Consider the following 23,175-nt stretch of genomic DNA (forward strand, 5'->3'; position numbering starts at 1 on the left):
TCCGCCCGCGCAGGAACGAACAGAGTCCCCGCACGCGCGCGCCCGCGAGATCCGCTCACGCGCCCGCGCTACCCCAGAGAAAGGCAGCGAAGGAAGAACATGAACACCCGCTCGTTTGAACAGGTCCTTTTGGCCCTGACAATGACGCTCTCGGCCGGTTGCGCGGCAGAGGCGCTCAGCGAAGAGGAGCAGAGCGAGGTCGTCGGCGAGGCGGAGGAGGCGATATCGCTCTTCTCCTTCAGCCGGAGCGCGACCAACAACGCCACCGTGAACACGGCCAATTTCAACCTCAATATCAACCCAAACAGGCGCGTGATGATCGGCACGACCGGCATCGTCGGCGCCAGCTCCTCGGGCGACACGTTCCTCCGCCTCTTCGACCTGAGCTCCGGGTCGCCCGTGCAGGTGGCCTCGGCGAACGACGGCCCCTCGGGGTCGATCTCGGCGCAGATCCGCTATACGACGTCGTCGACGGGCTGGCCCTTCCAGATCCGGGCCGGCTGTGACGGTTTCTCCTCGTGCAGCGGCACGGTCGCGATCGCGCACGGCAAAGGCACCTTCTCGTACTCGAGGAGCAGCACGAACTACGCCACGACCAACTATGTCGACCAGGCGTACTCCTTCAACGCCGGAGAGACGATCTCCTTCGGCACCTGCGCGGCGGTGCTCTACGGGGCGAGCCGCTCGGGGATGTCGTACATCCGCCTCTTCGATCGCAACGGCGTGCAGGTCGCGGTGGACTCCGCCGAGACGATCGGCTGCTCCGAGATGCCGAAGACGACCCACGTCGCGGCGCTCTCGGACTACTACACCTTCCGCGCCGGCTGCGTCGGCAACGCCTCGTGCACCGCGACGGTGGCCGTCTACGCCGAGTGAGGGTCGACCAGCTCGCGGCGAGCAGCTTCCCTGTCAGAGCCAGCCCGCCGCTCGAGGCTACTTGCCTGCTTGCCGCCCGGCCCGTCCCCATAACCGGAATTCCCGGACTCATGGAGAGACGGTGATTGTCCGGTATTCTCGCGTCGATGAAGTCTGCGCCACCGCGCGGATCAAAACCCGCGCTGGCGGCATGGCGTGACGCCTGAGGCGCTGTAAGGTCTGCCCCGCCGTACAGCAAAGGAAGCACCTCGAAGGATGAACCGCCCGTCCGTCACCGCCGAGCCGCCCCCCGGAGCAGACCTCTCCACCGCCGGCGGGCGCGCGCATGGCTACCCGCGGCCGCAGCTCCGGCGCGCCGGGTGGGAATCGCTCAACGGTACGTGGAGCTTCGCGCTCGATCCCGAGGCGCGCTTCCGGGAGCCAGCCGACGTCGGCTGGGAGGGCTTCATCGAGGTCCCCTTCGCGCCGGAGACCCCGCGGAGCGGCGTGGGCGCGCGCGGCCTCTTCCGCGCCGTCTGGTACCGGCGCACCATCGCGGTGCCGGAGCTCCGCGGTGGAGAGCGGCTGATGCTGCACTTCGGAGCCGTCGACTACGACGCGACGGTCTGGGTCGCGGGGAGCCGCGCGGCGCATCATACCGGGGGCTACACCCCCTTCAGCGTCGACATCACCGACCTCGTCGGCTCGGCGCGCGCCGTCGAGATCGTCGTGCGCGCGGAGGACGATCCGCTCGACCTCGCCAAGCCGCGCGGCAAGCAGGATTGGCAGCTCGAACCGCACTCCATCTGGTACCCGCGCACGACCGGCATCTGGCAGACGGTGTGGATGGAGCGCGTGCCCGCGAGCTCGATCGCGGCGCTCCGCTGGCAGTCGAGCCTCGACCGATGGGAGCTCGATTTCTACGCCCGGATCGGCGGCGAGCGCCGGGACGGACTGCGGCTACGCCTGCGCCTCACCGCGAACGGCGCGCTGCTCGCCGAGGACAGCTACGCCGTGGTGCTCGGCGAGGTCCACCGCCGGATCGCGCTCTCCGATCCGGGCATCGACGACTCGCGCAATCAGCTGCTCTGGAGCCCGGAGTCACCCACGCTCATCGAGGCCGAGATCGAGCTCGTCACCCGCGACGGCGAGACGATCGATCGCGTGCACAGCTACACAGCGCTCCGATCCATCGCGGTGCAGGGCGACCGCGTGGTGCTCAACGGGCGGCCCATCGTGCTCCGGATGGTGCTCGATCAGGGCTACTGGCCCGAGACCGGGATGACCGCGCCCGACGACGACGCGCTCCGGCGCGACATCGAGCTCACGCGCGCCATGGGGTTCAACGGCGCGCGCAAGCACCAGAAGATCGAGGATCCGCGCTATCTCTACTGGGCCGATCGGCTGGGCTTGCTCGTGTGGGAGGAGATGCCGAGCGCTTACCGCTTCACGCCCCTCTCGATCGAGCGCCTCACGCGCGAGTGGACGGAGGCGATCAACCGCGATTTCAGCCATCCGTGCGTCATCGCCTGGGTGCCCTTCAACGAGTCCTGGGGCGTGCCCAACCTGCCGGACAGCGCGCGCGAGCGGCACGGGGTCAAGGCGCTCTATCACCTCACCAAGACGCTCGACCCGACGCGCCCGGTGATCGGCAACGACGGCTGGGAGGCCGTGGCCACCGACATCATCGGTATTCATGACTACGATCCTGATCCGGCCCGGATCGCCCAGCGCTACGACGGCGGCGAGTGTCGCCCGCGGCTCTTCCGGCGCGAGCGCCCCGGCGGCCGCGTGCTCGTGCTCGACGGCCACTCGCGCAAGCTGGAGCACCCGATCGTGCTCTCGGAGATGGGCGGTATCGCGCTCCGCCGCCCCGGCACGTGGGGATACACCTCCGCCGATAACCCCGCGGCGCTGGAGCGGGCGTACGAGCGCCTCCTCGCCGTGGTGCGCGCGACACCGCTGCTCGCGGGCTTCTGCTACACGCAGCTCACCGATACTTACCAGGAGGCCAACGGGCTTCTCTACGCCGATCGGACGCCGAAATTCCTGATCGACGCCATCGCCGCCGCCACGCGCGGCCGAGCTGTCGGGCAGGTGCACCCCGACTCGATGGAGCTCGCGGAGTGCGCCGGCCCGCGCCAAGAAGGCATCATCATGGACGAGGTGATCGCCGGGGAGGAGTGATGTTCAAACTGAGCCTCGCCAGACCGGGCGGCTGAGAGGCGGCCGAGCTCCGCGATGGACGTGGCCCTCAGGTACGTTCCTTGTATTGCCCCTCCCCGGCGGCACGCTCGTGCACATCAGCCGCGCCGCGGCCGCCATGAGGAGGACAAGCATGAGCCCGAAACGGCGGCCGGACGTCGTCTGCTTCTCGCACCTGCGCTGGAGCTTCGTCTTCCAGCGCCCGCAGCACCTCCTCTCGCGCTGCGCGCGCACGCGACGCGTGTTCTTCTTCGAGGAGCCGATGTGGAGCGACGGGCCGCCGCGGATCGAGGCCGCGCCCGTCGATCGCCACGGCGTGCGCGTCGTCACGCCGCACCTGCCACCAGGCCTCGACGACGCGCGGATCCACGCGCTACAGCGCGATCTCGTCGACGACATGCTCGATCGCTTCGGCATCGATGATCACGTGCTCTGGTACTACACGCCGATGGCGCTCCTGTTCTCGCGCCACCTCGCGGCCAGCGCGGTCGTGTACGACTGCATGGACGAGCTCTCAGCGTTCGCCGGCGCGCCGCCCGCGCTCAAGCATCACGAGGCCGAGCTGCTCCGCCGCGCCGACGTTGTCTTCACGGGAGGGCGCAGCCTCTACGAGTCCAAGAGGGCGCTGCACGCGAACGTGCACCTGCTCCCGAGCAGCGTCGACATCGCCCACTTCGCGGCGGCGCGCCGGCCGCTCGCGCCGCCCGCCGATCAGGCCACGATCCCGGGCCCGCGGCTCGGTTACTTCGGCGTCATCGACGAGCGCATGGATCTCGATCTCATCGCCGGCGTGGCCGCCGCCCGGCCTTCGTGGCACCTCGTCTTCGTCGGTCCGGTCGTGAAGATCGATCCGGCGAGCCTGCCTCGCGCGCCCAACATTCACTATCTCGGCAAGAAGACCTACGAGGAGCTGCCCGCCTACCTCGCGGGCTGGGACGTGGCGCTCCTCCCGTTCGCGCGCAACGAGGCCACGCGCTTCATCAGCCCCACCAAGACGCCGGAGTACCTCGCGGGCGGCAAGCCCGTCGTCTCCACGTCGATCCGCGATGTCGTCCGGCCCTACGGCGAGCTCGGCCTCGCGCGCATCGCCGACACCGCAGGCGATTTCGTGGCCGCCGTCGAGGCGTACCTCGCCGACGACCACGCCGCGCGGCTCTCGCGGGCCGACGCGCTGCTCGCACAGGGGTCGTGGGACGCGACATGGTCGAAGATCGAGTCGCTCCTCGACGGCGTGCTGAGGGTGGGCCGGCGCCCGGCGGCGCGGCAGGGCGCCGATGTTTGACTATCTCATCATCGGCGCCGGCTTCGCAGGCTGCGTGCTCGCCGAGCGGCTCGCGCGCGGCTCGGGCAAGAAGGTGGTGCTGTGCGATGTCCGCCCGCACATCGGCGGCAACGCCCATGATCACCACGACGCCGCCGGCGTCCTCGTGCACAGGTACGGCCCCCACATCTTCCACACCAACTCGCGGGAGGTCTTCGAGTACCTCTCGCAGTTCACCGAGTGGCGCCCGTACCAGCACCGCGTGCGCGCCTGGGTGGACGGGCAGCTCGTCCCCATCCCCATCAACCTCGACACCATCAACCAGCTCTACGGCCTGCGCCTGAGCGCGCCCGAGGTGGAGGCGTTCCTCGCGTCCCGGGCCGTGCGACGCGAGCAGATCCGCACCAGCGAGGACGTGATCGTCAGCAAGGTCGGCGTCGAGCTCTACGAGAAGTTCTTCAAGCACTACACCCGGAAGCAGTGGGGACTCGACCCGTCCGAGCTCGACGCCGCCGTGACCGCGCGGGTGCCGGTGCGGAGCAACCGTGACGATCGGTACTTCATCGACACCTATCAGGCCATGCCGCTCCACGGCTTCACGCGCATGTTCGAGCGGATGGTCGATCACCCGAACATCAAGATCCTGCTCAACGCCTCGTTTCGCGAGATGCAGAGCGAGATCCCTCATCGCGAGGTGATCTTCACCGGCCCCGTCGACGCCTTCTTCGACTATCGCTTCGGAAAGCTGCCGTATCGCTCCCTGGAGTTCCACTTCGAGACCAAGGATCAAGAGAGGTACCAGGACGCGCCGGTCATCAACTATCCGAACGAGAACCCGTATACCCGGGTCACCGAGTTCAAGTACCTCACGGGTCAGGTGCACCCGAAGACGACCATCGTCTACGAGATCCCGAAGGGCGAGGGCGATCCCTATTATCCGGTACCGCGGCCGGAGAACGCGGCCCTCTACCGCAAGTACGAGGAGCTCGCCAGGGAGACGCCGGGCGTCCACTTCGCCGGGCGGCTCGGGACCTACCGCTACTACAACATGGACCAGGTGGTGGCGCAGGCGCTCACCCTCTATGCCAAGCTGGCCGGCGTGCCGAACCGACAGCTCGCCGCGGCCAAGGCGGCTTGACCATGGCGGAAGAGGCGAGGGCGCCCCTCGAGATCTGGGGCGGCGTGGAGTGCACGGTCAACCGCGTCGGCGATGGGTACCACCACCAGCTCGAGCGGAGCGGGCACGCGCGCCGCCTCGAGGATCTCGATCGCTTCGCCGCGCTCGGGATCCAGGCGCTGCGCATGCCCGTGCTCTGGGAGCGGACGGCCCCCGATCGGCCGGAGCGCCTGGACTTCGGCTGGGCCGACGCGCGGCTCGAGCGGCTCCGGGCGCTCGAGGTGCGGCCCATCCTCGGGCTCGTCCACCACGGCAGCGGCCCGCGCTACACGAGCCTCGTCGATCCGGGCTTCTCCGAGGGGCTCGCCCGCTTCGCCCGCGCGGCGGCCGAGCGCTATCCGTGGGTCACCGACTGGACGCCGGTGAACGAGCCGCTCACGACGGCCCGCTTCTCGGGCCTCTACGGGCACTGGTACCCGCACGGCCGCGATCCGCGCACGTTCGTGCGCGCGCTGCTCACCGAGTGCCGCGCGATCGCGCTCGCCATGCGCGCCATCCGGGAGGTGATCCCCCGGGCGCGGCTGATCCAGACCGAGGATGTCGGCAAGACGATGAGCACGCCGCTGCTCGCCTACCAGGCCGAGCACGAGAATCACCGGCGCTGGCTCAGCTTCGATCTGCTCACGGGGCGCGTGGACGGCGATCACCCGCTGTTTCCGCTGCTCCTCGGGTGGGGCGCCTCGCCCGCCGAGCTCGCGTGGTTCGTCGAGGATCCATGTCCGCCGGACATCCTCGGCATCAACTACTACATCACGAGCGAGCGCTTCCTCGACGAGCGGCTGGCCTCTTACCCCGCCTGGTCGCACGGCGGAAATGGCAAGCACGCGTATGCCGATGTCGAGGCCGTGCGTGCGGTCGCCGAGGGCATCGACGGGCACCGCGCGCGGCTCCAGGAGGTCTGGGATCGCTACCGCCGGCCCGTGGCGATCAGCGAGGTGCACCTCGGCGGGCCGCGCGAGGAGCAGCTTCGCTGGCTGGTCGAGGCGTTCCGCGCCGCGGAGGCGGCGCGCGCGGCGGGCGCGGACGTGCGCGCGGTCACCGCGTGGTCGCTGCTTGGCTGCTTCGACTGGAGCTGCCTCGTCACCGAGGAGCGCGGGCACTACGAGCCGGGCGTCTTCGATGTGCGCGGCCCCGAGCCGCGGTCGACGGCGCTCGCGCGGCTGGTCTCCGCGCTCGCGCGCGGCGATCGCTTCGATCATCCTGTGCTGGCCTCGCCGGGCTGGTGGCGGCGCCCGGAGCGGCTGACCTACGGTCCGGTCGCGGCCGCCGCGCCCGCGCCCGAGGCTGCAGCCGCCGGCCCGCCCATCCTGATCACCGGCGCGAAGGGGACGCTCGGCCGCGCGTTCGCGCGCCTGTGCGCGCTGCGCGGCCTGCCCCATCGCACGATCGGGCGCGACGAGATGGACATCGCCGATCCCGCGTCGGTGGAGCGCGCCCTCGATCGGTTCGCCCCGTGGGCCGTCGTCAACACGGCGGGGTTCGTGCGCGTCGACGAGGCCGAGCGCGAGCCGCACCGCTGCGAGCGCGAGAACGCGCTGGGGCCCGCCGTGCTCGCGATCGCGTGTCGCCGGCGGGACGCGCGGCTCGTGACCTTCTCGGCCGATCTGGTCTTCGACGGCGCGCAGCGCTCGCCGTACGTGGAGACCGATCCCGCGCGGCCGCTCAACGTCTACGGCCGCAGCAAGGCGACGGCGGAGTGGAACGTCCTGGCGATCCTCCCGGAGGCGCTGGTGGTGCGCACCGCCGCGTTCTTCTGTCCCTGGGACGAAGCGAACTTCGTCGGCGCCGCGCTGCGCGCCCTCGGCGAGGGCCGGAGCTTCCACGCGGCCGACGACGTGATCGTCTCGCCGACCTACGTCCCGGATCTCGTGCACACGACCCTCGATCTGCTGATCGACGGCGAGCGCGGCATCTGGCACCTCGCCAACCGGGACGCCACGAGCTGGGCGGAGCTCGCCTCGCGCAGCGCGGCGCTCGCGCGCGTCCCCGCGACGCGGCTCGTGCGCTGCCCGAGCCGCGCGCTCGGCCTGGCCGCGCCGCGCCCGCGGTACAGCGCGCTCGGGAGCGGCCGCGGGCTCTTGTTGCCGTCGCTCGACGACGCGCTCGCGCGCTACGTCGCGGAGCGTGAGCCCCGGCCACAAAGTTAGGAGGTTTCATGCGCGTCCTGGTCACCGGCGTAGCCGGCCACATTGGCAGCGTGATCACGGAAGAGATCGTCGCGCGCGGTCACGACGTCGCGGATCTGGCCGAGATCATCGGCTCAGCGTTCAGCTGGGGGCTCGCCCGGCGACGCGAAGGCGGCGCTCGCCCGGCAGCTTGATCTCGCCCACGCCGCGGTTCACGAGCAGCGGCGCCGAGGAGGCGGAAGCGTGGCCGCGATCGCGTTCGAGCATGTGTACAAGCGCTACCAGGGGGGCGCGCCCATCGTGGAGGACCTGTCGCTGCGCGTCGAGGACGGCGAGCTCCTCGTGCTCGTCGGGCCTTCCGGGTGCGGCAAGTCGACGACGCTCCGGATGATCGCGGGCCTCGAGGACGTCGACGGCGGGACGCTCTCCATCGGCGGCCGCGTGGTCAACGACGTGCCCCCGAAGCAGCGCGACGTCGCCATGGTCTTCCAGAGCTACGCGCTCTACCCGCACATGACGTGCTTCGAGAACATGGCGTTCTCGCTCGCGCTCCGCCGCGTGCCGCGCGACCAGGTGAAGCGCCGCGTGGAGGCCACGGCGCGCGCGCTGGCGATCGATCACCTCCTCGATCGCAAGCCGCGGGCGCTCTCGGGCGGCCAGCAGCAGCGCGTCGCCATCGGGCGCGCCATCGTGCGCGAGCCGGGCGTGCTGCTCATGGACGAGCCGCTCTCGAACCTCGACGCCGCGCTGCGCAGCTCGATGCGCGCCGAGCTCCGCCGCCTGCATCGTCGCCTCGGGACGACGTTCGTGTACGTGACCCACGATCAGACGGAGGCGCTCACCCTCGGGGAGCGGATCGCCGTCCTCCACGGAGGCGCGCTCCTCCAGCACGACAGCCCGCAGCAGCTCTACGACCGGCCGGCCAACGTCTTCGTCGCGACGTTCATCGGCGCACCCCCGATGAACCTGATCCCCGCCGAGCTCCGCCTCGACGGCCCGACCTCGGTGCTCTCGGCGCCGAGCGTGCGGCTCGCGCTGCCGAGGACACCGGAGCACCGCGAGGGCCGGGTGATCGCCGGGGTCCGGCCCGAGCACCTCGGCCCGGCGCCCGCCGGCGCCTCGCTCGGCGTGCAGGGCGACGTCGAGATGGTCGAAGCGATGGGGTTCGAGTCGTACGTCCACCTGCGCGTCGGCGAGGCCGCGATCGTGTGCCGCTGGTTGGATCGCGGCACGACGCCGGCCGTCGGCGCGCGCGTGGCGCTGGCCGCCGCGCCGGAGCACGTCCACCTGTTCGATCCGCGCACCGAGGAGCGGGTCTGAGATGGCCCGTCGCGCGCTCCGGCTCGTGGTCTTGTGCGCGTCCATCTCGCCCGCCGGATGCGCCTCGAAGGCCGATCCCCCCTCGCACGTCGCGCGCACGACCATCACCTTCGTCGGCTGGGGGATGCCGGAGGAGCGGGCCATCATGCGGTCGGCGCTCGCCGCCTTCGAGCGGATCCACCCGGAGATCCACGTCGAGTACACGCAGGTGCCCGGCGTCGGCTACGACTACCTCAACAAGCTCCGGCTGATGATCGTGGCGAAGCGCGCGCCCGACGTCTTCTACGTGCCCGACGGCGCGTTCGGCGAGATGGTCAGTCAGGGCGTCCTGCGCGACATCGACGGTCTCGTGCAGGAGAGTCGGACCCTCGACCTCGCCGACATCTGGCCGACCGCCCTGGACCGCTATCGCTGGAATGGCCGCGTCCTCCACGAGGGCAGCCTCTACGCGCTGCCGAAGGACATCGGCCCCACGGTGCTCTACTACAACAAGGACGTGCTGCGCCGCCGCGGCGTGCCCGCGCCGGATCCCGAGGTGCCGATGACCTGGGACCAGGCGATCGCCGCCTTTCGCGCGCTCACGTACCGCGAAGGGTATGTCCAGCACTGGGGGATCACCGGATATCCCTATGAAGCCGCGGTGTGGTCGGCGGGCGGCGAGATCGTGGACGCGGCGCAGCGCCGGTGGCTCATGGACTCCGACGTGTCGATGGACGCGGTGCAGTGGTGCGCGGATCTGGCCCTCCGCCATCAGGTGGCGCCCAACCTCGCCCGCAGCGGCGGCGCCGGGCAGAGCGAGCTCTTCGAGGCCGGGCTCGTCGCCATGCACATCGACGGTCGCTGGATGGTCCCGCGGTACCGCCGGATGCGCTTCGACTGGGATGTCGCGCCCGTGCCGGTGCCGAAGCCGGGCATGACCTCGGTGAGCTGGTCGGGCTCCGTGGGGCTCGCCGTCAGCGCCGCGAGCCGGCGCATCGCCGAGGCGTTCACGTTGATCGAGTACCTGGCCGGCCCCGAGGGGCAAAGCGAGCTGGCCCGATCCGGGCTCCAGGTGCCCAATCAGCGATCGGTCGCCGCGACCGCCGCCTTCCTCCAGCCCGGGCAGCGGCCGGCCCACGCCGAGGTCTTCCTGCGCGCCGCCGAGACGAGCCGCCCGAGCCCCGAGACCGAGATGCCCAACGCCTTCTGGCACGAGGTCTTCTCGAGCTTCATCCCCCAGGTCTGGCGCGGCGAACGGCGCGCGCGCGAGCTGCTCCCGGCCCTCGCGCCGCTCGTCGAGCAAACCATGCGGGAGAACAACCCCGGACCGGAGGCAGCGCGTTGAAGAAGCAGATACCGCGCGCCCGCGCCGACGCGCGCTGGGGTTGTGCGTTCGTGGCGATCCCCGTGCTCGGCTTCGTCGTGTTCGCGCTTGGCCCGATGCTGGCGTCGCTCTATCTGAGCTTCACCCGCTTCGAGGTGCTCACGCCGCCGCAGTGGGTCGGCCTCGACAACTACGCTCGCCTCTTCGCCCGGGATTTCTTCATCTGGCGGACGCTCGCCAACACGGCCTTTTACCTCCTCGGCGTCCCGATCGGCATCACCATCTCCCTCTTGCTCGCGCTCCTGTTGAACCAGAAGCTCAGGCTCGAGGGGTTCTTCCGCACCGTCTATTTCATCCCCTCCGTGTGCTCGATCGTGGCCGCGGCGCTGCTCTGGAAGTGGATCTACAACGCCGATTACGGGCTCATCAACACGTACCTCCGCGCCCTCGGCGTCGCCGACCCGCCCGCGTGGCTCTCGAGCCCGCACCTCGTCAAGCCCGCGCTCGTCGTGATGGGGATCTGGAGCGGGCTCGGCTACAACATGGTCCTCTTCCTGGCCGCGCTCCAGGGCGTGCCGCGATCGCTGCTCGAGGCGGCGGAGCTCGACGGCGCGAACGCCTGGCAGCGCTTCCGGCACGTGACCCTGCCGGCCATCAGCCCGATGACGTTCTTCATCGCCGTCACCAGCGTCATCGGCGGGCTGCAGAGCTTCGATCAGGTCTACGTGATGACGCGCGGCGGCCCGGAGTTCCGCTCGGCGACGTTCATGCTCTATCTCTATCTCACCGGCTTTCAGTACTTCCAGATGGGTTATGCGTCGGCGATGGCCTGGGTGCTCGGCGCGCTCGTGATGATCGTGACCGTGCTCCAGTTCCGCCTCGCCCGGCGCTGGGTGCACGATGAGTAGCGGCCGGAGGTCCCGAGGGCGCCGCGCGCTCCGGCTCCTCTCCTATGCGGTCCTCGCGCTGGTGGCCGTCTTCGTGCTCGCGCCCTTCGCGTTCATGATCAGCACCAGCGTGAAGCCGGCGGACGAGATCTACGCGGTCCCGATCCGCTGGATCCCGGCGCGCCCGACGCTCGCCAACTACCGGCAGGCCTTCGCCGAGATCGACATCCTCCGCGGCACCTGGAACACGCTCCTCATCGCCGTCCCCTCCACCCTCGGCGGCCTCCTCACCGCCTCGTTCGCCGGCTACGCCTTCGCGAAGCTCCGTTTTCCGGGGCGCGACGCGATCTTCGCCGCGCTCCTGTCGACGATGATGCTGCCGAGCGTGGTCACGTTGATCCCGCAGTTCGTTGGCTTCGCCCGGATCGGCTGGATCGACACCTACTATCCGCTCATCGTGCCGGGCGCGACGGGCAGCGCGGTCGCGATCTTCCTGATGCGGCAGTACTTCGCGAGCATTCCGGACGAGCTCATCGAGGCCGCGACGCTGGATGGCGCGAACCCTTTCCAGACGTTCACGCGGGTGGTCTTCCCCCTCGCCGGGCCGGCCATCGCCACGCTCGCGGTCCTCGGGCTCAAGGCCGCCTGGAACGACTACTTCGGGCCGCTCATCTACATCACCTCTCCGCAGAAGATGAACATCCAGCAGATGATCGCCGGCACCCAGAACGCCTACGGCGGCGAGCCGGCCGTGCTCATGGCGGGCGCCTCCCTCGCGATGTTGCCGCTCGTGGTGCTCTTCCTGTTCGCGCAGCGGTATTTCGTGGAGGGGCTCGCGCGGACCGGGCTCAAGCGCTGATTCGTCGCAGAGGGCGGAGCGCTTCGTCCCAGCGGCGGATCGGACCACTTGGATGAGCACCTTCGCCTGCTGGCCGGGTAGGGGAATACGCCGGCGAGCAGGAGGTGCGGCTCCAGGCGCACGTATGCCCAGCATGGATCCGAGGACGCCAGTGCATCGTCCATGCGCGCTCGACCGTGGTCTACAAATCGCAGCAACCTTCACTCATGGAAGTCAGGACGACCAGGCTGATTGCCACTCTCGTGCTATCGCTCGCTTGTTTCTCATGTGCCATGGCGACGGAGGATGTGGGCGAAGGGCCTGGCGAGGTCATGTTGGATGACATGAACGCGTCAGAGGTCACCCTCACCGCATCGGATGAGCTGGATTTTCATGACGGGCCGCGCATCGAACGCCAATTGATCTGCCTCGCGTTGACGGCCTCCGGCCAGGAGGCGAAGGAGGCGTTTTGTGGATCGCGATGGAGGCTAGACCCGGACAAAAAGGACGTATGCTCGAAGAAGGCAGGCAGCGGGAACGATGTTGAGTGGATCCTCTACTGCGCGCTGACGAGCTTCCCGGAGTAGCCGCCGCTTCCCGGCGGCGTGCGATACACTGCGCGGCGCGCACCGCGGCGGCGCCATCGCGTGCGCCGATGCCGCGACGAGCGCCGCGCCGCGCGAGGCCACGAGCCCCCGCGACGGCGGGCGCCGCCGGTCACTGCGGGGAGCGCCGCGAGCGGTGATCGCGCTGGACCGTCGCTGCACGGCCCTGGTGCGGCGGCGCCTGTGCATCCGTCAGGTCTGCATGCGGCGATCTCAGGATTGAAAGCTTCAGGGGCTTCCTTACGGGTAAGTCCTTGAAAACGGTGCGGAAAGGCCCTGGCCCGTCTCCTGCTAAGTAACGACGGCAGAGCGCCCGTGACGGCTTCCCCCCCCGCCGTCGAATGGGCGCTCTGTTTTTTGTGGCCCGGCGCGGGAAGGCGCGAAGAGCGCCCGGCAGACGCTCGGCCGCGGTGGCGGTGGATCCGCGGTGACGAGGCCGTCGTATCCCTTGCTGCCCACGGTCTGCATCGCCGTCGCGCTCACGCGTCGCTCGGCGGCGAGCCGCTTGTTCAGGCGGCGCACTCGCTGGACGTTGGGATCGGCGCTCTCTGGGTCGATGACCGCCCCCTTGCGCACGACGTTGGCGATCGCGATGACGCTGCCGCGGCGGGAGAGCTCGAGCGTCCACGCGAAGTAGTCGGGATTCCGCGGCTTGTCGGCGTCGATAACAGGCGTGCCTGGGGCTTTCTTCGCAAGCCGCTTGGATCTGGATGGGCGTCACGCGGAGGCTGTAGCGCTATCGCGATACGATCGTGGAGCGGTGCAGATGCGGCGGCAGTTCGACTTCGTCAACGTGATCGAGGCGGCGTACCGGGTGGAAGGGGGCAACGAAGCGTGGCTCCAGGGCATCGTCGATGCCGCGGGTCCGGCCTGGGGCTCGGCGCGCGCAGTCGCGGCCTTCATCGCCGAGTTCGACGAGCAACGCGCGACGTTCCGTGCATTCGCGGCGGACCTGCGTGGCTACCCGGAGGTTGTCGTACGCGAGGCGCTCGCGCTCGACGACGCCCACGTCTGGCGACGCCTGCGCTCGTTCCCGGTGGCGCTGCTCAGCGACCACTTCGCGCGTCCCGTCGACGAGCGCCCGAGGCTCGCTCGATCTGAGCGATGGCCCGACGGCGCGGGTCAAGATCTACTACCGCCACCACGCGGTGACGGTGGATGAGCTCGAGCGGGCGTTCGCCGCGGCGCGCACGTACACGCCGGGCGCCGCCACGGCGTACTTCGACGCGGTGGTCGGCCACCGTGGCCCCTTCCTGTCGAAGCCGATCGGCTCGTGCTTCTCGCTCGTGGCCGGCGATGCGCGCCCCGGGGTCGCGACGCTGCACGTCCCGATCTCGCACTACCTGCCGAACGACGAGGTCGTCCGCGACCGCGTCGAGCGCTACCTCGCGGGAGCCGTCGCCACCGATGGCTACCGCGCTGCGGTGGCCGGGTTCGCGCGGCGGCCCCTCGCCGACGGGCGAGGCATCCATAGCTACGTGTCGGTGCGGTTCGGTGGGACTCCGCGGCTCACCATCTATCTGTCGCCCGAGGCCTACGACGTCATGCCGCCGTACCCGCACGGTCACGTCCACACGCCCGCGCCTCGGCGCGATGCCGAGTCGATCGTCACGCACTACGAGGCCCGCACGCTGGCCGAGCATCCGCTGTTCACGCGCTGGGGGCGCGAGCGCGGTGACCTCGGGCGCGTGTGGATGCTGCTCGCGAACGCGCAGATCGGGATCTCCGGGCCGAGCTCATCGCGGCGGATGCGATGCCGTGGTTCACGCTGCACGAGGAGCTCGAGATCGAGCACGTCGACGAGGCGCGCGAGCTGGCCAGGCTCGTCCCGGCGGGGGCCAGCGAGGCCGAGCGCGCGTGGCGCGGCGCGGAGGCCGTCGCGCGTGCGTCGTGGCGCTTCTTCGACGCCATGTATCAGCTCTGGTATCCGCGATGACCGACGCCGTGCTCGCTGCCCGCTCGCGGTTCCCGCTGCTCGGCGAGCGGCGCTACTTCGCGTCGCAGTGCCTGGGGCCGTTGCCGCGCGATGTGCAGCAGGATCTCGACGAGTACGTCCGCACGCTCCACCTTCGCAGCCGCTCGATCGGCCCGTGGATCCAGGCGATGTTCGAGACCACACGCGCGATCGAGGAGCTGCTCGGCGCCGCGCCGGGGTCGGTGGGGCTGCACGGCAGCGCGACGGCGGCTCAGGGGACGATCGCGGCGTGCCTCGAGCCGAGGGGCGAGCGCCGGCGTATCGTGATCTCGACGATCGATTTTCACTCGTCGCGCTACCTGTGGGCCGCGCAGGAGCGGCGCGGGTTCGAGATCGTCGAGATCGCGCCGGCTGACGGTCGTGGGTTCCAGCCCGAGGAGCTCGCCGCCGTGCTCGACGAGCGCGTCGCCGCGATCGCGATCGCGATGGTGTCGCCGAGGACCGGCGCGCTGCTCGATGCCGCTCGGCTCGTGGCGGCGGCGCGGCGCGCGGGTGCGCTCGTGATCCTGGATGCGTTCCAGGCCGTCGGCGTGGTCCCGATCGACGTCGGCGTGCTCGATCCCGACGTGCTGGTGGGCGGCCTCTACAAGTGGATGTGCGGCGGTGGGACCGGCCTCGCGTTCGCCTACGTGCGCCCCGAGCTCGCCGCGGGATGGGAACCCGCCTATCCGGGATGGATCGGGCACCGCGACGTCGGCGGGTTTCATGCGACGGCCGTCGCATGCCTCCGCGCGCGGGGGCTTCGTGTGCGTGCCGATGGACGAGGCCGTCGCGGGCGCGGTCGTGGACTCGCTCGGCGAGCAGGGCATCGACGTCGACGCGCGCCCGAATGCCGGCGTGCGGATCGGGCCTCACCCGTGTTGCACCGAGGAGGAGTGCGATCTCGTCGTCGACGCCCTCGCGGCCGCGCTGGAGCGCGCGGGCGCCCCGAGGAAGGGACGGGTGGCATAGTGGAGGCTGCGGAGCTCCAGCGTCTCGTCGTCGGCTACGCGCTGTCGGCCAGCCTGTTCACGGCGGTCGAGCTTGGAGTATTCGACGCGACGGCGGGCGGGCCTGCCACCGCGGCGGCGCTCGCGGCGCGCCTCGACGCAGCGCCCGCTCCGCTCGAGCGGTTGCTCGAGCTTCTCGCAGCGCTCGGCTTGCTCGATCGCACGGAGGACGGCTATCGCGCGACCGAGCTGGCGCGCGCGGCGCTGACGGTCGATGGTCCGGCCTCGCTGGTCCCGGTCCTGAGTCACCAATGGAAGCACTTCTACGCGCTGTTCGCGCACCTGCCGGCTTCGATCCGCGCCGGGAGGCCGCAGGCGTCGCTGTGGGCGTTCGCGCGAGGCGAGGACGACGGCTACCGGGCAATGGCGAACAGCGCGCCCGAGCTCGAGCGTTTCCTGGCGGCGATGGATCGCTCGAGCGCGGGGACCGGGACCGAGCTGGCGGCGCGCGTGGACCTGACGTCGAGCCGTCGCCTCGTCGATCTCGGCGGTGGGGGAGGCGCCGTCGCGCTCGAGCTCGCCGCCGCGCTACCCGAGCTCGCGATCACGCTCGTCGATCTCGAGCTCGCCTGCGCGTATGCCGAGCGGCGGATCCGCGGTGCCGGCGCATCCGAGCGCGTTCGCTGCATCCCCGGGGACGCGCGCGATGCAGCATGGGCGCGCGAGGTTGGCGGCGCCGATGTCGTGTTGTTGTCCGCCGTGCTCGCCGACTGGTCGGCCGACGAACGCGCGCTCATCTTGAGCAACGTGCACGCCGCCCTCGATCCGGGCGGCCGGGTGGTGATCAGCGAGACGCTGCTCTCCGACGACGTCCCCGGCCCGGTCGTGCCGGCCATGCTTTCGCTATGCCTGCTCCTCGCCTCGAACGGCGCGAGCCTGCGCCCGAGCGAGCTGCATGCGCTGGTCGCCGCGACCGGCTTCACGGACATCGAGCTGCTCCCACCTGGCTCGAACGGCCGCTCGCTCCTGGTCGCGCGCAAGCAAATCACCACCTGAAGCGAGGCGCTCACGAGCTCCGTGAAAAGGCGCGAAACGTGGCGCGAGCGTCGAGCCCGGCGACGACGAGCGGTGATCGCGCTGGACCGCCACCGCACCCCGCCCTGGGCCGCGACGCGAGCGCATCCGTCAGGTCTGCAAGCGGAGCTCTCAGGATCGAAAGCTTCAGGGACTTCCTGATGGGTAAGTCCTTGAAATAAGTACGGAGAAGCCCTGGCCCGTGTCCTGCTAGGTAACCACGGCAGAGCGCCCGTGACGGCTTCCCCCCCCGCCGTCGAATGGGCGCTCTGTTTTTTGTGGCCCGGCGCGGCAGGGCGCGAGGAGCGCCCAGCTGACGCGCGGGGCTCGTCCTTCGCCCTAGCGCGGCACGAGGACGCGGATGTCCCAGGGCGCGAGGTCCAGCGCGAGGGCGCCGGCCCGGAGGTGCGCGCCGGCGCCGCTCAGCGCGTCGCGCAGGCCGCCTCGCGCGTGGGCGGCGAACGGCTCCGGGACGGTGAGCCGCTTCTTCACGGATCGCTCGCTGAAATTCAGGACCACGAGCGCGAAGCGAGACGCGTCGTCACCGTGCCTGACATAGGCGAAGACCTCGTCGTCCGGCCCCCCGGCGTGCACCGTGATGTGTCCCGGCGACCGGAGCGCCGCGACACCGCGCCTGAGCCGGATCAGCTGCTCGTAATGCCGCGCCAGCTCGCCGCGCGGGGGCCGTGAGACCGGGGCGAGGCCGCCGTAAGGCTCGTACTCGGCGCCGAGCTCGTCGAACGTGTAGACGCACGGGATGCCCGGCAACGTCAGCAGCGCCGCCGCGGCGACGCGCGTCAGGCCCGGCCCGTGGCGGGTGACGAAGCGGGCGCCCGTGTCGTTGTTGTTGATGAACCTGAGCGTGCGCTCGGGGCGCGCGGAGCGCGCCGCCGTGGCGGCGAGCGCCGCGCCGAGCCGGGCCGCGATGCCCCGCGGCGCGCCGAACACGTCCTTCCAGGCCCAGTGTCCGAGCTCCTCGGTCCAGTCATAGGCCGCGTCGAAGCCGTTCTGCAGGTAGTACGGATCGCGCGCCGAGGCCTCGGCGATCAGCGCGACATGCGGGCTCACGCGCCGGAGCTCGGCGGCCCAGGGGGACCAGAGCTCGCCCCGCCGCTGCTTGATGCCCCACGCGGCGTCGACGCGATAGCCATCGATGTCGAACCGGCGCACCCAGTGCAGCGACGCCTCGAGCATCCAGCGCGCCACCTCGGCGCTGTCGTAGTTCAGGTTCGGCAGGTGCTCCCAGTCGAAGTAATGCGTCGGCTCCCCGCCGTCGTCGCGATCGTAGAAGGCGAAGCTGTGCGCGTGGCGCATGCGCCGCTCGGCTTCCCGGAAATACGGGTGCTCGGCCGAGGTGTGGTTGGGCACGAGATCGAGCAGCACGCGCAGGCCGCGCCGGTGCGCGTCGTCCACGAGCTCGCGGAGATCTTGCTCGGTCCCGTAGTCGGGGCGCACGCTGAAGTAATCGGTGACGGCATACCCGAAGTCGCCCTCGGGCGCGGCGAAGAGTGGAGATAGCCAGATCGCCGTGACGCCGAGCCGCTCGATCGCGGGGAGGGCGGCGCGGACGCTCCGGAGCGGCGGATCGCCGAAGAACGGCGGTACGACGCCGTAGAGGACGGCGTCGTCGATCCACGCCGGTGCGGCCCTGCCGGAGGCGGCTTCGAGCGGCGGCGCGACCCGCGCGGCGTCGCCTCGGCCGCGCTCGTCGCGCACCCTGAGCTCGACCAGCGCCTGACCGCCAGCGTCGGGCGCCGGCAGCTCGAGGCGAGCGCCCTGTCCGAGCGGCTCCGGCGCCGCGCCGCCGCGCACGCGGAACCAGTCGAAGGCGACGATGTCGGCGCGGGAGCGCTCGCTGGGCTCGCTGCTCGTCGCGTCGAGGACGAGCTTGCCGCCGGCCAGCGCGGCGCGGGCGCGGGCGCGCGGCGTGTCTTCCAGCCGGACGCGGTAGGTGACGGGCGGAGAGTCCAGGTCGCCCGCGCTCGCCACCCGGCAGCGCGCGACGATCTCGTTCTCGCCCTCGAGCAGCGGGACGTCCGCGAAGAACCGCTGCTGCTCGATCGCCGCGGGGAACACGTCGCCGCCCACCCGGATCGCGCAGTCCTCCAGCGTGCCCGCTCCGGCGAGGGCGCCCTGGACGCGCGCGCTGAAGGCCCAGACGTCGGCATCGCCGGCGTGCAGCTCCAGCCGGGCTTGCGCCGCCGCGGAGGGGCGCGGCGAACCCGAGGGGGTGACCGATTCACACGAGGGCGCCGCCAGGAGCAGCGCGGCAGCCCATCCGAGCCGGGTGAGCGGCCGCGCGTGACGCGATGGGCCCGGGGCGCGCTGCCGAGGGGCGCCCGTGGCCGCGCCGATCGGCACGACCGGTCCAGAGAGAGATGCACAGGGAGAGGAGGCGGCGGTCGAGCGGAGGAGGCGTCTCGGCATGGGGGCGATGCGGCAAGCGGGGGAGCCCCTCTATTCCAGAACCACCCCCGACGATCGCCGAAGCGCTGAGAGCACGGAGGTTTTATGTCGTGATCTTCTCTCTCTCCTCCATGTCCGCCGTGTCGTCGCATCCACGGTGGCGCGCTCCCGTGCCGGGGCTTCCCGTGCGCCTCCTCGCGCCAGGATCAGGCGGCGACGGCATCAAGACGGCTGCGGTCCCGGGCGCGCACGACGAGCGGGACGCCGCCCGAGGGGCTCAGCGTCAGATTGCGGCGCACGGGGCGGGGCGGACGCTCGTCGAGCAGGCGGAACTCCCATGCTGACAGCGCCACGCCGAGCACGATCTTCATCTCGAACATCGCGAAGGCCGCGCCGATGCAGCGGCGGTGTCCGCCGCCGAAGGGCAGGTACTCGAACGGCGAGAACTTGCGCTCCAGGAAGCGCTCTGGCCTGAACCGGGACGGCTCGGGGTAGAGCTCGGGGTGGTGGTGCACGAGCAGGATGCAGGGCGCCACCCCCGTTCCCGGCTGGAGCTCGTGCTCGCCGAGGCGGAACGGCTGCGCCAGGAGGCGCGGGGACTCGGTGACGATCGGATAGATGCGCAGCGCCTCCTTGCACACGGCCTCCAGGTAGGGCAGGGCAGCGAGGCGCTCGGGGTCGGGCTCCGGGCCGAGGGCGTCGATCTCGTCGCGGAGGCGCGCGAGGACGCCGGGGTGGCGGTGCACGTGATCGAGGGCCCACGCGAGGGCGAGCGCCGTGGTCTCGTGCCCGGCGAACAGCAGCGTCCGGAGCTCGTCGAAGATGGCCCGATCGCTCATGCGCGATCCGTCGTCGTAACGGGCCGAGACCATGAGGCTCAGGATGTCGTCGCCCGGCGCCGCGCGCGCCCGCTCGATCTGCGCCCGGAACAGGGCGTCCAGGTCGCCGACGCGCCGGCGGAAGCGCGCGTAGGGGCCGAGGCCGCCGAGCTCCCGCTGCAAGGGCGGCAGGAAGGTCAGCGCCGGGGTCAGCGCGTCGGTCATGGCGACGACGGCCCGAGCGAACGCGCTCGTTCGAGACGGCTCCTCCACGCCGAAGACGGCGCGGATGATGACGTCGAGCGAGATCGCCTGCGTGAGCTCCTGGGCGATGGCGCGGGGCGCGCGCGCCGCCTCGGTGAGCCGTCGCGCGGTGGTGTCCGCCATCGCCGCCGCGTAGGCGCGCATGCGATCGCCGTGGAACGGCGGCGTCAGCAGCTTCCGCTCGCGCCTGTGGCGCTCGTCCGAGAGCATGAGCAGCGAGTGCTCCCCCACGAGCGGCGCGATCGCCTTGGTGGCGAAGGGAAGGAAGGTCTCGGGCGGCGCCGTCATCACGTCCTGCACCGTCCTGGGGCCTCCGGCGATCACGACGTCGCCGCTGAGCACGGGGACGTTGAAGACATCGCCGTAGGTGGCGGCGCAATGCGTGAGGAGCTCGAACGGACGGGTGAGGAACTTGTAGGTCGTAAGAAGTCGGCTGCGCGGGCCTCGGGGCAACTGGCTCATGGCGTACCTCGGCGGGGGGCTCGATCCCGGGGGCGCGCGGCGCCTCACCGGGATCGACGCAAGGATGGGCTCGGCGCGCCGCTGCGGCAGCGGCGTCGGGCGCCAATGTTGCGACGGACGGCGCCAGGCGGGGGCGCGCCGCGCGGTGTCCGTCCGACCAAGGCCCCGTGACCACCCCGTCGGAGTCGGCCGGCGCTACCGCGCTCGGGCGCCAGGAGGAATGGGAGGAGCCCAAGGGGCGCAGCACCGGGCTGGGCGCCAAGGCCGGCGACGAGCGCATCCGCTACCCCGACGAGCAGGACGACCTGTCCGACTCGAGCGGCGCGCGACCCGCGGTCGCCGCTCCCGAGGCGGACGACTGTTGCTCACGGATGCGGCGCTGAACCGCGGGGCCCTCGCCGCACCCTGCGAACGCGCGACGTCCGAGCGGCCTCGCTCGCCGCGAGCGTGAGTGAACGCCGCTCACCGCGCATCGAACCTCACGTCCAGGTCCGGGTACTTGCGGGCGAGGTACTCCAGCGCCAGCCACGTGTGGCAATGCCGGACCTCGGGCTGGCGCGCCGTGGGGCAGTTGCAGCCGAGGAACACGTCGCCTTGCAGGGCCTCCTGCGCCAGCGCGTCGAAGTGCGGTCGTTGCTCCGCAAACCTCTTGTCGAGCACCGCGAAGTAGGCGGCGCGAAACCTCTTGAAGCCAGCTTGCGAGGGATCCGACAGGAACTCTTCGACGATCTCCGGGGTGGGCCTCAGGACGTGGTGCGTGTGTTTGCGCGTGTCGTACCGCTTGCCCTCTGGCAGCGGATCACCCTCCGGACGGCGCCCGCGGACGATCTGGTAGCGTGCAAGCATCGGTGCTCATTCCTCCTTTCGTTCGTCGTTTGCATGCGTCGGCCGTGAGGTCTCATGGCGGTCCGGACGAAGCGCAGCGCGCGCCGCTCACCGCGGCGCCGGGGCGTGCGCCACGCGGCCGCCGACGACCACCATGTCGATCGGCGTGTCGACGAGCGAGCGATCGGGCGAGAGAGCGCGGCCGAGGACGGTCAGATCGGCCACGTAGCCAGGCGCGATCCGGCCCCGCTGGCCCTCGGCGAAGGCCGCGTACGCGGGCGCCTCGGTGAAGGCCAGGAGCGCCTCGTCGAGGTCGAGGCGCTCCTCGGGCATCCACCCGCCCGGGGGGTGGCCCGAGAGATCTTGCCGGGTCACGGCGGCATGGATGCCGAGCAGCGGTGAGGCGTCCTCCACCGGGAAATCCGAGCCGAACACGACGCGCGCGCCCGACGACAGGAGCGATCGCCAGGCATAGGCGCCCTTCAGGCGATCGGCGCCGAGCCGCGCGGGCGCCCACGGCATGTCGCTCGTCGCGTGGGTCGGCTGCATCGACGCGATCACCCCGAGCGCCGCGAAGCGCGGCAGATCGTCGGGCGAGAGGATCTGCGCGTGCTCCACCCGGAACCGCAGCGCCGCCGCCCGCTCCGGGCCGAGCGCCTCGAACGCGTCGAGCACGGCGCGGTTGGCGCGGTCGCCGATCGCGTGCACAGCGAGCTGGAAGCCCGCGTCCGCGACGATCCGCGCCGCGCGCGCGAGCGCCTCGCGATCCATCAGCAGGAGCCCGCTCGTCGAGGGCTCGTCCGCGTACGGCGCGAGCAGCGCCGCGCCGCGCGAGCCGAGCGCGCCGTCCGCGAAGAGCTTGACCCCGCGCAGCACGAACATCGCCGTGCCCGTCGGGTCCACGTCGGGCGCGCGCGCCTTCAGCCCATCGAGGTTCCCCTCGCCCGCGAGGTACGCGGTGACGCGGATCGGCAGCCGCCCGGCGGCGGCGAGCGCGCGGTAGACGGCCACGGTTTCGTCGCCGATGCCCATCTCGTGCACGCCCGTGAGCCCGGACGCGAGCGCCGCCTCGGCCGCGCGCAGGATGCGCCGCTCGCGCACGGCGGGCGGGTCGGCCGGGACCTCGGCCTCGATGAGGCCCATCGCGTTGTCGATGAAGACGCCCGTCGGCTCGCCCGCGGCGTCGCGCAGGATGCGCCCGCCCGGCGGATCCTGCGTGCCTCGGCCGACCCCGGCCGCGCGCATCGCCGCCGCGTTCGCCCAGAGCGCGTGCCCGTCGACGCGGCGCAACGCCACCGGGTGCTCCGGCGCCGCCGCGTCGAGCGGGGCGTGCGTGGGGAACGCGGCGCCCGGCCAGAGGTTCTGGTCCCAGCCGCGCCCGGTGATCCACTCGGCCCTCGGGCGGGCCTTCGCCGCCTCGGCCACGAGCGCCGCCGCCGCCTCGGCGCTCTTCGCGCCGCGCACGCTCAGCGTCTCCAGCGCGACCCCGAGCCCGTAGAGATGGGCATGCCCGTCGACGAGGCCGGGCACGACCGCGCGCCCCGGCAGCTCCTCGACGCGCGTCCCCGGCCCGACGAAGGCCTTCGCGTCGGCCGCGCTGCCCACGAAGACGATCCGCTCGCCGCGCACGGCGACCGCCTCGGCGCGCGGGTTCCCGGGGTCCATGGTCCGGACGACGCCGGCGGAGATCACGAGATCGGCGGGCGCCTCGGGCGCCGCCGTCGCGGCGAGCAGGCCCGGCGAGGCACAGCTCGGGGCGAGGCTGCCGAAGAGGCTCAGGAGCGTCGCTCGGAGCGCGTTCGACATGAGCGCCACCCTAGCACCCGCATGGGGCGCGCAACGGCG

At 71.4% G+C, this 23,175-nt stretch carries 18 protein-coding genes and 2 pseudogenes; 15 read left to right on the plus strand and 5 right to left on the minus strand.

Annotation, left to right across the window (positions count from 1 at the left end):
* Positions 1-99 precede the first annotated feature (99 nt).
* The 11 genes from WMF11_RS16970 (at position 100) to WMF11_RS17020 (ending at position 12,559) form a co-directional block, all read left to right on the plus strand.
* Positions 100-876: a hypothetical protein gene (locus WMF11_RS16970; protein WP_437978164.1), complete on the plus strand. Its 777-nt coding sequence runs from the start codon at positions 100-102 to the stop codon at positions 874-876.
* Between the two features lie 255 nt (positions 877-1,131).
* Complete coding sequence (locus WMF11_RS16975; RefSeq protein ID WP_437978165.1) at positions 1,132-3,042, plus strand: glycoside hydrolase family 2 protein; 1,911 nt, start codon at positions 1,132-1,134, stop codon at positions 3,040-3,042.
* 151 nt (positions 3,043-3,193) lie between these two features.
* Complete coding sequence (locus WMF11_RS16980) at positions 3,194-4,342, plus strand: glycosyltransferase family 1 protein (protein WP_437978166.1); 1,149 nt, start codon at positions 3,194-3,196, stop codon at positions 4,340-4,342.
* Positions 4,335-5,459 (plus strand): UDP-galactopyranose mutase, encoded by a 1,125-nt coding sequence (gene glf / locus WMF11_RS16985; protein ID WP_437978167.1) that lies wholly within the window; start codon positions 4,335-4,337, stop codon positions 5,457-5,459. The genes WMF11_RS16980 and glf overlap by 8 nt, the downstream gene beginning before the upstream one ends.
* 2 nt (positions 5,460-5,461) lie before the next feature.
* Positions 5,462-7,645, plus strand: a complete 2,184-nt coding sequence (locus WMF11_RS16990; RefSeq protein WP_437978168.1) for a family 1 glycosylhydrolase — start codon at positions 5,462-5,464, stop codon at positions 7,643-7,645.
* 8 nt (positions 7,646-7,653) lie between these two features.
* A complete protein-coding gene (locus WMF11_RS16995) occupies positions 7,654-7,818 on the plus strand; it encodes a hypothetical protein (protein ID WP_437909431.1) in 165 nt (54 codons plus the stop codon).
* Between the two features lie 49 nt (positions 7,819-7,867).
* The gene (locus WMF11_RS17000) at positions 7,868-8,944 is read left to right on the plus strand and encodes an ABC transporter ATP-binding protein (protein WP_437978169.1); all 1,077 of its coding nucleotides are present in this window, start codon (positions 7,868-7,870) and stop codon (positions 8,942-8,944) included.
* Between the two features lies 1 nt (position 8,945).
* Positions 8,946-10,268, plus strand: a complete 1,323-nt coding sequence (locus WMF11_RS17005) for an ABC transporter substrate-binding protein (protein WP_437978170.1) — start codon at positions 8,946-8,948, stop codon at positions 10,266-10,268.
* Positions 10,265-11,155, plus strand: coding sequence for a carbohydrate ABC transporter permease (locus tag WMF11_RS17010; protein WP_437909434.1), 891 nt, complete (start codon positions 10,265-10,267; stop codon positions 11,153-11,155). The genes WMF11_RS17005 and WMF11_RS17010 overlap by 4 nt, the downstream gene beginning before the upstream one ends.
* On the plus strand, positions 11,148-11,993 hold the full coding sequence (locus WMF11_RS17015) for a carbohydrate ABC transporter permease (RefSeq protein WP_437978171.1): 846 nt from the start codon (positions 11,148-11,150) through the stop codon (positions 11,991-11,993). The genes WMF11_RS17010 and WMF11_RS17015 overlap by 8 nt, the downstream gene beginning before the upstream one ends.
* A gap of 272 nt (positions 11,994-12,265) precedes the next feature.
* Positions 12,266-12,559: a hypothetical protein gene (locus tag WMF11_RS17020; RefSeq protein WP_437978172.1), complete on the plus strand. Its 294-nt coding sequence runs from the start codon at positions 12,266-12,268 to the stop codon at positions 12,557-12,559.
* A 441-nt stretch (positions 12,560-13,000) separates the two neighbouring features.
* Here the strand turns inward: WMF11_RS17020 and WMF11_RS17025 are convergent.
* Positions 13,001-13,243: pseudogene (locus WMF11_RS17025) on the minus strand (O-methyltransferase); the annotation flags it as partial.
* Positions 13,244-13,343: 100 nt separating this feature from the next.
* Here WMF11_RS17025 and WMF11_RS17030 point away from each other — a divergent pair.
* The 3 genes from WMF11_RS17030 (at position 13,344) to WMF11_RS17040 (ending at position 16,537) form a co-directional block, all read left to right on the plus strand.
* Positions 13,344-13,739, plus strand: a complete 396-nt coding sequence (locus tag WMF11_RS17030; RefSeq protein ID WP_437978173.1) for a hypothetical protein — start codon at positions 13,344-13,346, stop codon at positions 13,737-13,739.
* A 528-nt stretch (positions 13,740-14,267) separates the two neighbouring features.
* Positions 14,268-14,513 (plus strand): hypothetical protein, encoded by a 246-nt coding sequence (locus tag WMF11_RS17035; protein WP_437978174.1) that lies wholly within the window; start codon positions 14,268-14,270, stop codon positions 14,511-14,513.
* A complete protein-coding gene (locus WMF11_RS17040; RefSeq protein ID WP_437978175.1) occupies positions 14,510-16,537 on the plus strand; it encodes an aminotransferase class V-fold PLP-dependent enzyme in 2,028 nt (675 codons plus the stop codon). Before WMF11_RS17035 ends, WMF11_RS17040 begins: the two co-directional genes overlap by 4 nt.
* Before the next feature lie 357 nt (positions 16,538-16,894).
* Here WMF11_RS17040 and WMF11_RS17045 read toward each other — a convergent pair whose 3' ends face one another.
* Both WMF11_RS17045 and WMF11_RS17050 read right to left on the minus strand, forming a co-directional pair.
* Complete coding sequence (locus WMF11_RS17045) at positions 16,895-18,916, minus strand: alpha-amylase family glycosyl hydrolase (RefSeq protein WP_437978176.1); 2,022 nt, start codon at positions 18,914-18,916, stop codon at positions 16,895-16,897.
* A 251-nt stretch (positions 18,917-19,167) separates the two neighbouring features.
* Positions 19,168-20,505 carry a cytochrome P450 gene (locus tag WMF11_RS17050; protein ID WP_437978177.1) on the minus strand — a complete coding sequence of 446 codons (1,338 nt, stop codon included), beginning with the start codon at positions 20,503-20,505 and terminating at the stop codon, positions 19,168-19,170.
* Between the two features lie 197 nt (positions 20,506-20,702).
* Here WMF11_RS17050 and WMF11_RS17055 point away from each other — a divergent pair.
* Positions 20,703-20,888 (plus strand): annotated as a pseudogene (locus WMF11_RS17055) (DUF899 domain-containing protein); the annotation flags it as partial.
* A 79-nt stretch (positions 20,889-20,967) separates the two neighbouring features.
* On the opposite strand, the gene WMF11_RS17060 reads toward WMF11_RS17055, so the two are convergent.
* Positions 20,968-21,351, minus strand: a complete 384-nt coding sequence (locus WMF11_RS17060; RefSeq protein ID WP_437978178.1) for a hypothetical protein — start codon at positions 21,349-21,351, stop codon at positions 20,968-20,970.
* A gap of 87 nt (positions 21,352-21,438) precedes the next feature.
* Positions 21,439-23,136, minus strand: coding sequence for an amidohydrolase (locus WMF11_RS17065; protein WP_437978179.1), 1,698 nt, complete (start codon positions 23,134-23,136; stop codon positions 21,439-21,441).
* Positions 23,137-23,175 lie beyond the last annotated feature (39 nt).

The organism is Sorangium sp. So ce295, from assembly GCF_051527405.1.
In the GTDB taxonomy this organism is placed as follows: Bacteria; Myxococcota_A; Polyangia; order Polyangiales; family Polyangiaceae; genus Sorangium; species Sorangium cellulosum_B.